Source organism: Bacteroides sp. MSK.20.82 (assembly GCF_019052485.1).
Classification (GTDB): domain Bacteria; phylum Bacteroidota; class Bacteroidia; order Bacteroidales; family Bacteroidaceae; genus Bacteroides; species Bacteroides thetaiotaomicron.
This window is the reverse complement of sequence record NZ_JAHQUN010000014.1, coordinates 27452-43597: the sequence shown is the minus strand read 5'-3', so window position 1 is coordinate 43597 and position 16146 is coordinate 27452. Positions and strand designations below refer to the sequence as shown.

General features: G+C 45.4%; 8 protein-coding genes. 2 read left to right on the top strand and 6 right to left on the bottom strand.

Going from position 1 to position 16146, the window contains the following annotated elements:
• Positions 1 to 14: 14 nt before the first annotated feature.
• From KTR07_RS14105 to KTR07_RS14085, 5 genes are all read right to left on the bottom strand, one after another.
• Positions 15 to 1931 (bottom strand): glycoside hydrolase family 97 protein, encoded by a 1917-nt coding sequence (locus tag KTR07_RS14105; protein ID WP_048694844.1) that lies wholly within the window; start codon positions 1929 to 1931, stop codon positions 15 to 17.
• Positions 1932 to 1942: 11 nt separating this feature from the next.
• Positions 1943 to 3355 (bottom strand): glycoside hydrolase 43 family protein, encoded by a 1413-nt coding sequence (locus KTR07_RS28755; RefSeq protein ID WP_234135610.1) that lies wholly within the window; start codon positions 3353 to 3355, stop codon positions 1943 to 1945.
• Positions 3298 to 3459 carry a hypothetical protein gene (locus tag KTR07_RS14095; protein ID WP_008767038.1) on the bottom strand — a complete coding sequence of 54 codons (162 nt, stop codon included), beginning with the start codon at positions 3457 to 3459 and terminating at the stop codon, positions 3298 to 3300. Before KTR07_RS14095 ends, KTR07_RS28755 begins: the two co-directional genes overlap by 58 nt.
• Positions 3460 to 3558: 99 nt before the next feature.
• A complete protein-coding gene (locus KTR07_RS14090) occupies positions 3559 to 4944 on the bottom strand; it encodes a family 43 glycosylhydrolase (RefSeq protein WP_062695788.1) in 1386 nt (461 codons plus the stop codon).
• A 171-nt stretch (positions 4945 to 5115) separates the two neighbouring features.
• Positions 5116 to 7059: a glycoside hydrolase family 97 protein gene (locus tag KTR07_RS14085; protein ID WP_016269766.1), complete on the bottom strand. Its 1944-nt coding sequence runs from the start codon at positions 7057 to 7059 to the stop codon at positions 5116 to 5118.
• A 227-nt stretch (positions 7060 to 7286) separates the two neighbouring features.
• On the opposite strand from KTR07_RS14085, the gene KTR07_RS14080 reads away from it, so the two are divergent.
• Both KTR07_RS14080 and KTR07_RS14075 read left to right on the top strand, forming a co-directional pair.
• Positions 7287 to 10091, top strand: coding sequence for a two-component regulator propeller domain-containing protein (locus tag KTR07_RS14080; RefSeq protein WP_225629652.1), 2805 nt, complete (start codon positions 7287 to 7289; stop codon positions 10089 to 10091).
• Positions 10092 to 10175: 84 nt separating this feature from the next.
• Positions 10176 to 12650: a glycoside hydrolase family 31 protein gene (locus tag KTR07_RS14075; RefSeq protein ID WP_074858240.1), complete on the top strand. Its 2475-nt coding sequence runs from the start codon at positions 10176 to 10178 to the stop codon at positions 12648 to 12650.
• Positions 12651 to 13627: 977 nt separating this feature from the next.
• Here KTR07_RS14075 and KTR07_RS14070 read toward each other — a convergent pair.
• On the bottom strand, positions 13628 to 16096 hold the full coding sequence (locus KTR07_RS14070; protein WP_117981101.1) for an alpha-L-arabinofuranosidase C-terminal domain-containing protein: 2469 nt from the start codon (positions 16094 to 16096) through the stop codon (positions 13628 to 13630).
• Positions 16097 to 16146 lie beyond the last annotated feature (50 nt).

Genomic DNA, 16146 nt, shown 5'->3' with positions numbered 1-16146 from the left:
ATCATTTATTATCCTTACTTTATTACTGCCACAAATCCTCCACGAGGAAGACATGACATATCCATTTTATCGTTTGATAACTGGATGTTTTCTTCGATGGCAAAACTCTTATCGTCCACCCCATCCTTAAATACATCCATCGTTTTTCCTTCAACTTGCAGAGGAACCAATGAAAAAGAAAGAGTTTTATTCTCGTTAGTTCCGTTCAATCCTCCAATATACCATACATCTCCCTTACGTCGTGCCAGTACGATGTCAGTACCCGGATAGCCACACAACAGTTTTGTATCATCCCAAGCAGTAGGTAATCCCGAAAGGAATTCTCTTACTTTTCGAGGTAATGAACTGTACACCTCCGGCCTATCAGGCATATGCTGCAATGCTGACTCAAACACAACAGACAAAGCTAGTTCATGCCCACAAGTAGTGATATGAGGATGTTGGGAATCAGAGAATGTACCAGGTGTATAATCCATTGAGCCAATGACATTTCTGGTAAATGGCAATGTTACATTATGTTCAGCAGCACGATCTGTAAGTATTGGCTTATTGTTATACCACTCTGCCCCATAAACGGCTTCCATAGTCATCAGATGAGGATAAGTCCTTTGCCATCCACGAGGAATAGTAGCTCCATGAAAATTGACCATTAATTTATATTTAGCTGCATCTTCCAGCAAATCAATATAATAATCCATATTAGACGAATAATCATCAGGAAAAAAATCAATCTTAACCCCTACTACACCTGACTTTTGAAGCCAAGTATATTCCTTTATTCTATTTTCCTTACTATTCAAGCGGTAAAGAGGACCCGGCCCCATCCAAGCAGTTGACGAATTATACCAAATCATAGGCTTTATATTTCGACTAAGAGAATAGGTTATCAAATCTTCAATATCTCCACCGTTTGACATTTCATTCCATTCCGCATCTATCAGACTATATGGCCACTTCATATCAACAGCCAAGTCAATGTAGTCTTTTACAATCTTGAAATTTTTGGAACCATGATTATGCGCCCAGTATACCCATGATGCAGAGCCCGGCATAATCCAACTTGTATCAGAAATTTTGTTAGGTTCAGAGACATCTGTCACTAAAGTAGATTCTACAACATCAGACAAAGAACCTATCATAAGAACTCTCCATGGCGATGTGAATGAATCACCCAAGGCTAATTTATCATCTGTCATCCGCACTTGATATTGATTCATATCATTTCCATTATACAATCTGGAACCACTATGTCCACGAAGTATATTGGCCTCAGTTATCAACACAAACAATGAATCGGCTGGTTCCAAAAGTAATGGATAGCCCCACATATTGTCTTTGCCTCTTTCTGCTCTGGTTTTCAATGGATAGAAACCTTCATAACCAACAGAATAATTCTGTATCCATCTTTTCGTTCCTTCTGGAATATAGTAAGCTGTATGTTCAGATGTCAGACTATCCTTATCTTGAACAGATGGTAAGCTATATCGAAATACAATCCCGTCATCGTAAGCCCTGAAAACGATATCTAAGGTTTCTGCCTTCTCATTCTCAAACCGAAATATCCTTTCATTTCCTCTATTCTGACAATGACTTCTTTTACCGGTAAGCATCACATAATCATCTTCAATTAGTTTAGTACCGGACACAGATTTCAACCTGATGTTATCGGTAAATGACATAAGCTGGGTTTCCAAGCCAATTCGGGTATCAGATAGAACCCTTCTGGAAGTTTTACCATCTTTGTACTCTACATTAAAAAAGACTTTGCCAAAACCGTCTTTTTCAGTATCTTCCTTTATTTCAACAGAAAGACATATCTTCCCATTAGGAGAAATCACACCTGTATCTTTTTGAGAACAAGAACAGAATGGAATACAAATGAGCACATAAAGCAGTAATTCATAACTTAAACAATTAAAGGAATGTTTCATACACTAAACAGTTAATATAAATAAATAAACTCATCCACATCGATATACCCCGCATCCGCTATATTATTAAAACAGTAAATCCCAATGCGGCTTCCCCGGTAATATCCCCATTCAAGTTGATATACCTCTCCGAACGGGGTAAACTTCCTGCCATCTGTACTATATGAAAATTGGCTTTTTCCATCCAGCCCCCATACAGATTTAATCCACACCTTGTTTCCCTTTATCGCAGGACCTGTGATTTTCTCTTTATTGGTCTGAAATTCCAGATTCCGGTCTTTGCCGGACTGGCGTACCCCCACCATGGCATAACTCTTAGAGTAATGACACAGTCCGGCTTTCTGTCCGTCAACCATGCCCTCAATGTTCATTTTTACAATAACCTCATTTTTGTTTGTACGAAAACAACGCTGAGTCAAGGTATTTCCCGCTTTCAGCAAATTATCCGTGACTAATGGACGAAAAGCTTTTAACCGCAAATTGCCTGGTCTTTCCGTTAATGACCACATCTCGTCCCGGGGCTGGTAGTTCCATTCCCATTGAGGAGAAAGTACCGACTTGCTAAAATCATCAGATGATTGTGGAGTCCGAACCGGATACTCATTGGAAGGCTTGGCCGCTTGCCATACCATTGTGCCAATGCCATCCTGCCCAACCTCACCAATAATCGGCCAACCATCGACCCAATATACCGGTAGCAGACTAGCAATCCGACCTGCCCAGTCACCCGTACCATGGTGGGTAAAAAAATACCACTTCCTGTCAGGACCTTCAACAAGTCCGCCTTGATTAGGCTCATTATATTCACGCTGTACATGACTTAATTGTTTCCTTTCAAGATACGGTCCTGTAATTGAAGAAGAACGTTGCATCATGATATATCTACCGCCATTTTTAACTTCACTGAAAAAATGATAATATGTTCCGTTGATTTTATAAAGTTTACTTGCCTCGCGACCATACCCCTCATTAATTAATATTTTAGAGTTTTCGATCAAGGTCTTCCCATCAGGTGTCATCCGGTACAGGTAAGTTTTGTATTTATCAGCAAAATGGGTACCTACAAAATATAGTTGCCCGTCATCGTCAAAGAAAGGACAACAGTCATCCCATCCCTTTTCTGCTTTTACACAGTGCAACGGTTCCCACGGTCCCGCAGGATCGGTAGCTGTCGACATAAAATAACCTTCATCCGGTGTACCGAAATACACATAGAATTTTCCCTGATAATAACGAATTGCCCCTGCCCAAATACCTCGGCCATAACGATTCATACGCGTCCAGTTCATTTCTTCACTGATCTGTCTCAGATCAGAAACCACATGACCTTTAATCGTCCAGTTCACCAAATCCTTGGAATGTATGATCACCATACCTGGGGAATATTGAAAGGTAGAAGAAATAGCATAATAATCATCCCCCACACGAATACAATCAATGTCACTGTAATCGGAAGGAAGGACAGGATTACAATAGGTGCCATCTCCCTGATCGCCCCAAGTTGTCCATTCTCCTCACTTGTAATCATTCTGTGCAAATACATTTACTGTTGACAAAGTAAAAATCAATACTACAATACATGTGGGGACTTTCATATTCATTTTTATATTCATACACTTTTGGCTTATTAATAAATATTCCATTCCCAGATACCGGGGACTCCTTTTAGGATTTTAATTCTCAGATAACGGAACCTTTTATTCAAGACATCGGTATGTGGTGAACACATCTTCCTATCTTGATGGACAGCGAACTCTTGCCAGACTTTTCCATCTATCGATGCTTCAATAACATAAGCATGTCCGGCAGTAGGGCGTACAAAATAAATTTCACTGCGTCTGACCTTCTTTACAGTACCCAAATCTGCCACAATCCATGGATTAATACTATCTTCGGCAGCAGACATCCATCGGGAACCATTTGCCCCGTCCACCGCAAAAGAAGGAACAAAATATTCTGTCCGCAGACATGTCGGGTCTTTCATCGGTTCAATCTTCAACGGCACTTCAATACTAGACGCATAAACAGTATCTATTTTTATTTTTTTATCTGATTTCACCTTCTTCAATGCCCCCACTCCATCCATTGTTAGTTCGACAGGGCGAATCGTACCGTCTTCATTAAATTTCAGTTGATTCACATATGTCTGACGGTTTGTACTTCGCCTGCCAAACTCTAAATATGCGAAATAATAATTATCCGTACCCTCAAGATGAAAGACACAACCATGTCCCGGTCCGAAGATTCCCCGTTCATAATTGGTAGTAGATATTATATCCTGTTCAGGAGCTTCAAAAGGTCCCATAGGGGAAACCCGGCTCATTACATACGCATATTGATATTTCTCATCCCCTCCGATAGTGTACAAATAATAATATATTCCTTTACGTTTGAAAAAGATAGGTCCCTCAGAGTACTCCTTGCGAGGAGTAGAAATTACCTGTACTACAGAATCCACCGTAATCATATCCTCGTTGAGTTTGGCTACATGCCTTCGTCCCCAAAACACATAAGCCTGTCCATCGTCGTCAACAAAGATTTCAGCATCAATCCCGCCCGGATTCTTACTCTGCAATAAAGTAGAAGGAGTAAAAGGCTTATAGAATTCGTCTTTCCCACGTGCCAGTTTAAACGGTCCTTCAGGCTTATCAGCTACAGCAGGATACATATACCCATTGATAGTGGGATATATATAATATTTACCATTAGCAAAAATTGCTTTACTGGGAGCCCAATACTTCTCCTTTGCAGCCGAAGGGAAGTAAGTTCCATCAAAACTCCAGTGTACAAAGTCTTTTGATTTCCATACTACCGGAGGGCCTGATGTTTTAAGTCCCTGCCCATAGCCATCAGTAGTGGCATAGCAATAAAAGACACCATTAATTTCCTGAATACTCGCATCGGCAATCATATCCGGAATCAATGCATTGCCAAAAGGATTATTGTGCTGAGCTTTCACTTTCCCTAACAACATCATTACCAGCACAAAACTAAAAAAGATCTGTTTTTGCATACTATTATCTATTATCCAAAGTTAATGCCTGATTCATACAAAAATTACAGTTGAATAAGACAATGCAAACGTACTTTTTTTCTGGTAAGTTTAATAGGATAAATACGATTTACGATAAGACAATACCGATATTTAAAGTAACAGCATTTACAAATAAACCATATTGACAGGCTACTTTATACAAAGAATACCTCCTTGAGGGCGGATTTCCAACTGCACCTTACCGTTTTCCTTCACTTTCAGTGACGTTAACTCCGGTTCTCCCTTTTTATCATCCTTATAAAGAGCCACCGTCTTTCCGGCAAACATTTCCAAATCCAGTTTTAGTTTCAGCGGTTCTTTGCCGGCATTTACAGCCGCCAGATACCAGGTATCTCCCTGACGACGGGCCAACACCACATACTTCCCCGGATAGCCATCAACAAACCGTGTCTCATCCCACGTTGTGGGCACCCGCTTCATAAAGTCCATGCAAACAGCCGGAACATCTTTCAGATTGTTAGGAGCCAGTGCAAAGTTCTGAACCGGATTCTGAAAGAGAACGGTAGTCGCCAACTGGAACACGTCCGTAGTCCGGCGTGTCGTACCGCCGTCGTTATTACGGTTCAGGCGCTTATTCAGAAAGCAGCCGCCAAACTCCATCGATCCCACCGTATTGCGGATAAACGGATGCAGGCAAGTATTGAACGCTTCCTCATCACAGAAATGCTGATTGAACACCATATTTTCCGAAGCCAGCACTGCTTCACTGCCCACATAATTCGGATACATACGCTCCCATCCGCGAGGTAATGTGCAACCGTGGAAAATCACCATCAATCCGTGATCGTCCGCATCGCTCAGAATATCTTCATACAGCCGCATTGTCTCCTGCTTGTCACCGCCGAAGAAATCAACCTTGATTCCCTTCACACCGAGACTTTGCAGCCATTTCATTTCACGTTTACGAATGATTGCATTATCCATTCGGTTCACCGGTCCCTGTTCAATGTCATTCCAATAGCCGGAAGAACTATACCACAAGAACAACTCGACACCTTTATCGCGTGCATACTCAACCAGCGACTTCATACGCTGATGCCCGATTCTAGTATCCCACCAGTTATCGATCAACGCATACTCATATCCCATAGCCGAAGCAAAATCAATGTAACGTACCTGATCATCATAGTTGATACTGCCGTCCTGCCAAAGAATCCAGCTCCACGTGCCACGCCCGAAACGATAATCATGTTTTGTTTCATAAAGCGGGCTTACCACATCCCACGGAACGGTTGTTTCTACAATCGGCTTCAGATGATCTCCCACTGTGATGGTACGCCACGGAGTAGCGCCGGGCAGTGCAAAAGCAGGAGCGACCGTTCCGTTTCCATTATTTTCTTCCGCCATCGGAAAGGCGACCGTATATAAATTCCCTTCACTCACATCACTCAAACGTGAACCGCAATAACGACTGTCCACACCCGTCTCGCTGACCAGCACCCAACCGTCATTTCCTATACGAAACAAACAAGGGAACGTATACCCATGTCCGTACTGCGAACGGTCGCTCATCGGCGCATCCGCTTTATATTCTTCTTCATAACTGGGTTTCGTACGTTTCCAGCCAATCATCGCATCGCTCTGCGGACACAAGAAAGTAGTAGTCTGCTCCGGAAAGCGGAAACCTGTTTGTTCTTCCTTCACCGTCACACTCGCTTTTCCTCCCTGATGCGGCAAAGTATAGCGGAAAGCCACATCATTATCACTCACCCGAAAAACAACTCCCAGCTTTTGTCCCTGCTCATTCTCTAAATGACAAGTCAGTTCATTGGCACGGTAATGTACGTTGGAAACTTTGATACGTGTCTGTTGATAAACAGTGTCGATCTTGTCGACGGAATGTCCGGTCAGTTTAAGATTCTTCGTAAAATCACCGATATTGGTATTCATGCCTAAAGGAGACTTTTCCAACATCGTCTTTCCGTTGTAACTCACAGAATAACAAGGCTTCGTCTCGTTTTGCACAAATACCGCCAACTGCAACTTTTCGTCCGGTCCTTTTACAACCACATCCTGTGCTGCAAGAGTGCTTATACCAAGAATCGCTGTCAAAGTGCTTACAAGTTTCTTCATAATATTATTTTTCTTTTATGATTAAATGTCCTCATTGTAACAAAAGCAAAAATAGGGAATATAATTATATTCGCATACAAACTTTCATCGTTTGCATGATTTCCCCCCTTTTTTGATTGATATGCAGACATTCCCTCCTGAAACCCTTTACAAAAAGAACAGTTTATCCAAGTATAACCCCGACTTTTTTTATCTTTGCATCATCGAACATCATAATCCTTATCCCAATGGCGGCAAATAACCAGAAAAACACCCGAATACTACTATTCCTCCTCCTGTGTATCAGGATGACACTGACGGTGGACGCCAACGACTTCCTGTTTACATCGATCAACACGGCACAAGGATTGAGCGACAACCAGATACGCTACATACTCCAACTCCCCGACGGAAGAATGGTATTCACCACCAACGGGAATGTCAATCTGTATGACGGCGTACATTTCAGCTACCTTCACCGCACAGCAGAAGACGTTTCCCCGCTGAAACAGTATGAAGGATGTTACCGTATCTATCAATGCGGAGATTCACTCCTATGGATTAAAGATTATCATAAACTGATGTGCATCGATCTCCATCAAGAAAAATACATACCTCACCTTGACTCCTATTTCCGCAGAAAAGAGATACACGAACCGGTAGAAGACCTTTTCGTCGACAATTCGGGACGTATCTGGCTACTTACTTCCCAGGAGTTGCGGGAACTGGAAACGGGCATCCGCCTCGCCCTGCCGGAGAATGAACATCGACAGCTACAGGACATACATTCGGATGAACTTGCGGTTTACCTATTCTATCATACGGGCGAGGTCGTTTGTTACGATCCGAAAACCGGGAAACAGTTGTATGACAGAGCTGCTTATCCCGCTTCCGAACAGGAGAACTTCAACCGTACTTCTCTCGTTGTCAAAAGCAAAAAAGGATTCTACCAGTTACGCAACGGCCGCAAAGGAGGATTCTTCTACTTTAATCCCCAAAACCGGACATGGGAGAAGCTGTTCGAACAGAACTACACGCTCAACACCCTGATCATCACTCCACAGGGCGATAAAGCTTATATCAGTTGTGTTCACGGTTTCTGGATCATCGACCTCGAAAGCAGGGAACAGCAATACATCCCCGTACTGGAAACAAAGAAAGGACAGCTCGTTTCGACCGAAGTCAGCACCATCTTTCAGGATGCCCAGGGCGGTTTATGGGTCGGCACACTCAATCGGGGATTACTCTATCATCATCCTGCCACACACAAACTGATTCACGTCAGCCGCACTGCTTTCCCCGCATCACCGGAAGAGGATGTCGCTGTCAAAGCCTTTGCAGAAGATGATAACGGCAATATCTATCTGAAAAGCCATTCCACAATCTATCAGTTAGCTGTCGATCAGGACGGTTCACGGACTCTGCTGCCTGTACCAGCCTCATCGGTCTCTGCAGAATTGGCAAAGGAATTAGATCAAAGAGGTGGAAACAAATATTACAGAGGGCAATCATACACCGCCCTATGCACCGACACACGGGGCTGGACATGGGCAGGGACAGCCGACGGACTGGAACTCTTCACCGATCAAGAGCAAACACCGGATAGCAAACCGACCACACAAACAGCAGATAATCAATCCGCCTCACCTAATAAACAAGCCCACCGCATTTTCTATCGTGAAAACGGACTGAGCAATAACTTCGTACAATCAATCATCGAAGACAGAAACAACTATATCTGGGTAACTACCAGCAATGGCATCTCACGTATCCATATCAATCCGGAGAATCAGGAAATCGGCTTTACCAACTTCAATCAACTGGACGGGGCTTTAGAAGAGGAATATATACAGGGAGCTATCTTTGAGTCTTCGGACGGTACACTCTATTTCGGAGGCATCGACGGCTTTACCATTTTCCGTCCCGACCATGAATCCGCCACTCCGGGCCTGCCTTACAAACCGGTTTTCACCAACTTACATCTCTACGGTGAAAAAGTAAACACAGGAGAAAAGTACGGAAACCGCATCATCCTGCCGCAAGCCGCCCCTTACACAAAGGAGCTAGAACTGGACTATAACCAGAACTTTCTGACCTTCGAATGTTCGGCACTGAACTACGTGAACAGCGAACGCACCTACTACCGCTACCAACTGGAAGGCATCGACAAACAATGGATGAACGCTTTCGCCAGCGGACAAGGGAATGCAACAGTCGGCAACGGCATCCTACAGGCCTCCTATACCAATTTACCGCCGGGAGAATATACATTCAAAGTCGCTGCATCCGACAACCAGTTACAATGGAACGATAACATCACAAAGATACACGTCATCATCCACGCTCCCTGGTGGAAAACGACTACCGCCTACGTTCTGTATACGATCATCGTGTTACTGATTGTCTTAGCAAGCATCCGCCTCTATATCTATCAGACCAAGAAAAAGATGAAACAGCAACATAAAGAAGAAATCCTGCTGCTCCGCATCCGCAACCTGATAGAGCAATGCAACAGCTATGAAGCCGAACAGAAAGCCCGTTCGGAGAAGAAAAGCCACCCTTCCGTCTGCGACAGGAACGAAACGGCAGATGATAATGAAAAGCCAAACGGCATAGAACCGGACAGTGCAGAATCCGCCTTTTTAGTGCAAGCGATAGAACTGGTAGAAAAGAACCTTGACGTCAACGGCTACTCCGTAGAGCAACTAAGCCGTGACCTCTGCATGGAACGCACCGGACTCTACCGCAAGCTGGTGACTTTGCTCGACCAGTCCCCCAGCCTCTTTATCCGCAACATCCGCCTCCAACGAGCAGCGCAACTACTTGCCGAAGGCAAACTGAGCGTAACCGAAATAGCGGAGCGTACCGGCTTCAGCAGTTCCAGCTACCTAAGCAAATGTTTTCAAGAAATGTATGGATGCCGTCCCTCGGAATATACAGAGAAAGCGAAGAGAATGGGACAAGAAGAGAACAGAGCAAAAGCAGGGCAAGCAGAGAACGAGAAGCCACATGAGAAAGCAAAAGAAGAAAAGGAAATGAAGAAATCAACCTGATTGTTGTTTGTTTCAACATAGCTATTGTCCGCAAAATGTCCTTCCATCCTACCTTTGCCGTATCATAAAGCACTTAAAGAAACCATGAAAATGAATCTAAGAAAAACAGGCATCCTGTTGGCATGGGCCATGATCATTGCCGCAAACGGTACGGCACAAAACGTACAACGTACTTCCCAAGGCATCAAGTATGCAGCACAAGGGATGAACGTCAGTGTAGAATTTTATTCGCCTTCCATCGTCCGGGTATATAAGACGCCCGGTGAGACAGCTTCCGACAAAGAAAGCCTCGTTGTCATCAAAGCACCGGAACAAACCCCGGTTTCCTTCGGTGAAAACGGGAAAAATGTAACATTGAGCAGTCAGATGATACAAGTGGAAGTGAACCCCGAAACAGGCGGCATCTACTTCTTCGACAAGCTAGGGCAACGGCTGCTGACCGACAAAGACTACGGAACACAGTTTACCCCTTTCAATGACGCGGGCGTCCCCTCCTACAATGTCCGTCAGGCTTTTCTGCTGGATAAGGACGAAGTAATCTACGGTCTGGGCCAACAGCAGACCGGCAAAGTGAACCAACGCAATCAGAAACTCTTTCTCCGCAACCAGAACATGAGTATCTGTATCCCCTTCATCCACTCCATCAAAGGCTATGCCCTCTACTGGGACAATTACTCCCCTACCACCTTCCTCGACAATCCGCAGGAAACCTCCTTCGACTCGGAAGTAGGCGACTGTGCCGACTACTACTTCATCTACGGCGGCAACGCCGACGGAGTCATAGCCGGAGTACGCGACCTGACCGGACAAGCCCCGTTGTATCCTCTCTGGACACTGGGCTTCTGGCAATGCCGCGAACGCTACAAAAGTCCGGACGAACTGTGCGAAGTCGTAGACAAATACCGGGAGCTGAAAGTTCCTCTGGATGGAATCATCCAAGACTGGCAATACTGGGGCTGCAACGAGAACTGGAACTCCATGAAATTCCAGAATCCCCGCTACATCAACAAGATGGGTGACCCGGAATACATGAAATTCCTCCCGAACGGAGAAGACAAGAATGCCGACTACGGCACTCCCCGCATCAAAAGCCCCAAAGAAATGATCGACTACGTGCACAAGCAGAACGCCCACATCATGATCTCCGTATGGGCCTCCTTCGGTCCGTGGACAGAAATGTATCAGAAGATGGACAGTCTGAAAGCACTGCTCCATTTCGAAACGTGGCCGCCCAAAGCCGGAGTCAAACCTTACGACCCGTATAATCCGGCAGCACGGGACATCTACTGGGAAGCGATGAAAAAGAACATCTTCGACCTCGGCATGGACGCCTGGTGGCTCGACTCCACCGAACCGGACCATATGGATATCAAAGACCAGGACTTCAACACGCAGACTTATCTGGGTTCTTTCCGCAGGGTACACAACGCCTTCCCTTTAATGTCCAACAAAGGCGTATACGAACACCAACGCGCCACTACTTCCGACAAACGCGTATTCCTGCTTACCCGTTCCTCCTTCCTCGGACAGCAACGGTATGCTTCCCATTCATGGAGCGGAGACGTAACTTCCGAATGGTCCGTCATGCGCAAGCAACTAGCGGCAGGACTGAACTATGCGTTATGCGGCATCCCGTACTGGAACACAGACCTAGGTGGCTTCTTCGCATGGAGATATAACAATAACGTAAACAACATCGCCTATCATGAACTGCACGTCCGCTGGTATCAGTGGGGAGTATTCCAGCCGATCATGCGTTCACACAATTCCAGTCCGGTAGCCGTAGAAATCTATCAGTTCGGCAAGAAAGGCGACTGGTCATACGATGCACTGGAGAAATACACTCACTTACGTTACCGCCTGCTGCCATACATCTACAGCACTTCCTGGGAAGTGACCAGCAAAGCAGGCAGCATCATGCGCCCTCTCATGATGGACTTCCCGAAAGACAAGAAAGTGCTCGATATGGACACCGAATATATGTTCGGACGCAACTTCCTGGTTCGCCCGGTGACGGATTCATTGTACACATGGCAGGACAAGAAGCAAAACGGTCATCAGAAAGACATGAGCAAAATCGGAAAGACCGATGTTTACCTTCCCCAAGGTGCCCGCTGGATCGACTTCTGGACCGGGCAAACACTGGAAGGCGGACAGACCCTGCAACGTGAAGTCCCGATCGACATTATGCCGATCTACGTCCGTGCCGGTTCTATTCTCCCCTGGGGTCCCGCCGTGCAATACTCTACAGAAAAGAAATGGGACAATCTGACCATCCGTATCTATCCGGGAGCGAACGCGGAATTTACCCTTTACGAAGATGAGTTCGACAACTACAATTACGAAAAGGGAGCTTACTCTACCATTACCTTGAAATGGAACGACCAAGACCGTACACTGACCATCGACGACCGGAAAGGCAGCTATAAAGGAATGCTGAAAAGCCGCAAATTCAACCTCATAGTTGTAGAACCGGGAAAAGGCTGTGGCGACGGAGACGCAACCACCTTTGACAAATCCATCTCCTATAGAGGTAAGAAAGTGATTACCAAGCTATAAACTGACGATAATCAGATAACTAACACGAGTTCGATATGACCCAACTTGTTGGATTATATCGAACTCGTACCATAGTAATAACATGCTTTTCTATTGTCACTTATCACCTTTGAAGGATAATAAACTGATTATCAGCAATCATTTGGTGATAATAAGGGGTGATAATAGGGTGACAATAGCCATATATCACACATTTTATTGTCACCTTTCCCCATCCTATTACCTATTACTTATGATTCAATGCCTATTACTTATTACTTGTTACTTATTACTTGTTACGTTCCCCTATATCCAGCCCCTAACCTTATACAACAAATACCATATACTACCGGTATCTTTTACTTATAGTGCCTTTATTCTTCCATTAAGACACTGATATTGTTAGTTGTTCACGGCCGTGGCAAGAGTTGATCACGACCGTGAGCAATGCTCTTCACGGATGTGATCAGACCTGTTCACGGCCGTGAACAACTAAAGATATCTGCGTCTTATTCCTACTTTCCTTATAGGAAAAAGCAAGGATGCAAGAGGTTAAAGAGAACTTTAGTACTATCCTATGGCTGATTACACTATAGACAGCAAACGAACTACCCGTTCGGTGAAAGATGAAAACCATCTTTTCTATTATGAAGAAGAAAAGAGAAGGTACAAAAGTCAATAATACCTAAACCTGGACTGACTAAAAAGTCGATTCTATCTCGAATCTCCTCCTTCGGGAAGGAGGAGTGGTCGAAGACCGAGGTGGTAGGAGAAATAATGTTTGTTCCTATTTCTTTGTAAATGACAGGATTATGTATCCACCTACCACCTCCCCCTACGGGTACTCCTCCTTCCCGAAGGAGGAGAGTTAGGATACTATTGACTTTTTAGTCAGCCCCTACCCACAGGGGGAGGTGATAGGTGAGCACTCCTCCCCAAAATAAACTAACCCCTATTGAAAACCAGTTTATTGTTTATTGTTTATAGTTTATAGTTTCTTATTTCACCTTTTGTGTCTTCAAGCGGATAACCGTGAACGAATAAGCAGGCAATTCCTGTTTGAAGCTGGTTCCTGCTTCTATCGTATCCGTCACCGGAAGCGGAGTCGCCTCGGGTGCACCTGCCAGTACAGTCCGCGTAGCGGAAGACTGAATACCATCCATTCCCGGCAACCGGACATCGGTCTCTATGCTGACGGGCAACAGATTGACTAACTTCACAATCACATCCCCCGTCTTACTGTCACGAACGATGGAAGAACCAACACGGAGTTTTACGCGACTGTCTTGATTATCAAGGTTTATCTGTGAAGGGATGTAATGGTCGCCAGCGTTCTGACCGTACAGTTTCTGCACATAGTATCCCGTTGTCGGTCTTACCTCCCGATTGTTGAAGTAGATCAAGTCCGGATTCCACTGCGTCCGTCCGTCTTTTGCCAGCAGAGGAGCATAAGAACTCATGTGCACTACATCTCCATTCCGTTCCAAAGCAGCCAGATAAAGTGCTTCGGTCAAAGCTGTTTCCATATTCGCTCTGCGTCCGGGGATGTGAGTGGCATATTCGCCCAGATATACTTTCGTTTTTTTAGAGCGATCGTACTTGTCATAGAAGTCCTGATTGTGCAGGAACCATCCCGGAGACTGATAATAATGTTCGTCTACCATCGGAACACCGAGTTTGTCCGCCAGTTTCCAGCCTTCCACATAGTCTGTTCCCTCATTGAAAGGACCTACCGTGCCGACAACGATTATCTCCGGATATTTCTCTTTGATAGCAAGGTATATCATCGTGAAGCGTTCTTCGAAGACATCGGTGATCAAGTCTTCATTGCCGATGCCGATATATTTCAGATTGAAAGGCTTCGGATGACCGGATTCGGCACGTATCTTGCCCCATTTGGTTTTCTTTGCATCACCGTTCGCCCATTCTATCAGGTCGAGGATATCCTGAATGTAAGCACCCATCTCGCTCATCGGGATACCGCCTTGCTGACCGCCTCTCAAATCGCCATGACAGGCGGAATTCTGACAAGGTACACCTGCCGCCAGCACCGGAAGCGGTTCCGCACCTATATCTTCGCAGAACTGGAAGTATTCATAATAACCCAGTCCCATGCTCTGATGATATCCCCAAAGGTTACGGGCAGGTTTACGGGCTTCCAGCGGTCCGATAGTATTTTTCCATTGATAGATGTTCTTCAAACCGTCACCATGAGCCACACAGCCTCCGGGGAAACGGACAAAGCGCGGGTGCATATCGGCAAGTGTCTGTGCAAGGTCGGGACGCAAACCGTTCTTTCTGCCTTTGAATGTATTCTGCGGGAAGAGAGAAATCATATCCAGTTCGATTTCACCTGCCGATTGCGGACGAAGTTCCAGACGGGTATCGGCGGACGCTTTTGCTGTCAGCACTGCTTTATACGTTTTCCACGAACGGGAAGAGACGGTAACTGTCGTTTCACCCTGTACGGTGTCGTCAGCATCTACGAGGCGTACGAGTAGTTTTCCGGACTTGCTGCCTTCCGGGATACGGGCAAACAAGGAGAAATCATACTTCTCGCCTGCTTTCAAGGCGATTCCGTCAAAACCGGTGTTGGTCAGGGCAGCTCCCGGCTGGTTCGTCTTCAAGACGGCATAATGCGGGTTGTTCGGATGGATAGGGTCCGAAGTCGATACGGTAAAGGTGGCGTTTTCTCCTTCCAGCTTCCATGAATGGGTGCTGTTCCAGTTCTTGTCCCCTTCACGGTCGGACGGGTCGTATTCGAAGTCCCGGTTTTGGATCAGTTCGGCATACAGGCCGCCGTCGGCGGAGTAGTTGATGTCTTCGAAGAAGATACCCATCAATAAGTCGCTGATTTCTTTTGTTTCTTCCGGTTGTGCTGTGACGGTGGCTTTGATCGGTTTCAGTCCGGCAAAGCGTTCTTTATCCTGTACAGGGCGTTCGCCATACAGGGAGTTACGGTATTGGTTCCGTTCGTACGTCCGGGTCAGTCCGTCCACTACCGACCAGGGCACTTGGCTGACGGTTCCCGTTTCTTCGTGTCCGGCAATCTTTGCTTTGACTCTTGTTCCTTCAAAATCGGGAGTCGTACGGGGATATTGCTGGGCTTCCCAGTAGATCAGGTCTTTTGATCTGGCCTGACCGTATCCGTCGTGGTCGTTCAACTTCCAGACACAGAGCCATTCTCCGCCGGGGAGTTGTTTCAGATTCGGATCGAGCATCTTCTTCTGCGATCCCCAACGGCTGTAATCGCAACGAAGATAGCCGTAGTTTTGTCCTATTTCAAACCAATGTTTCCCGTCCATGCTCCATGCAAAGCGGAGTCCGCTACGGCCGTCGTCACCTCGGGTGGCGTAAGCAAAAAGGGATACTGAATCGGGAGTAGCAGTCGTTTCATGCGTTGCGGCAAATGCGGCCGGCTGCAACGATAGTAGTAATACACTAAATAGTAGAAGTAAATGTTTCATGGTATAAATTATAATATAAGATCTCTGCAAAAATAGAGTATGTATTCACT

Coding starts and splice junctions, on each gene's coding strand:
- KTR07_RS14085 (WP_016269766.1), bottom strand. CDS start 7,059: ATGAAGAAACTTGTAAGCACTTTGACAGCGATTCTTGGTATAAGCACT.
- KTR07_RS14090 (WP_062695788.1), bottom strand. CDS start 4,944: ATGCAAAAACAGATCTTTTTTAGTTTTGTGCTGGTAATGATGTTGTTA.
- KTR07_RS14080 (WP_225629652.1), top strand. CDS start 7,287: ATGGCGGCAAATAACCAGAAAAACACCCGAATACTACTATTCCTCCTC.
- KTR07_RS14095 (WP_008767038.1), bottom strand. CDS start 3,459: ATGATTACAAGTGAGGAGAATGGACAACTTGGGGCGATCAGGGAGATG.
- KTR07_RS14105 (WP_048694844.1), bottom strand. CDS start 1,931: ATGAAACATTCCTTTAATTGTTTAAGTTATGAATTACTGCTTTATGTG.
- KTR07_RS14070 (WP_117981101.1), bottom strand. CDS start 16,096: ATGAAACATTTACTTCTACTATTTAGTGTATTACTACTATCGTTGCAG.
- KTR07_RS14075 (WP_074858240.1), top strand. CDS start 10,176: ATGAAAATGAATCTAAGAAAAACAGGCATCCTGTTGGCATGGGCCATG.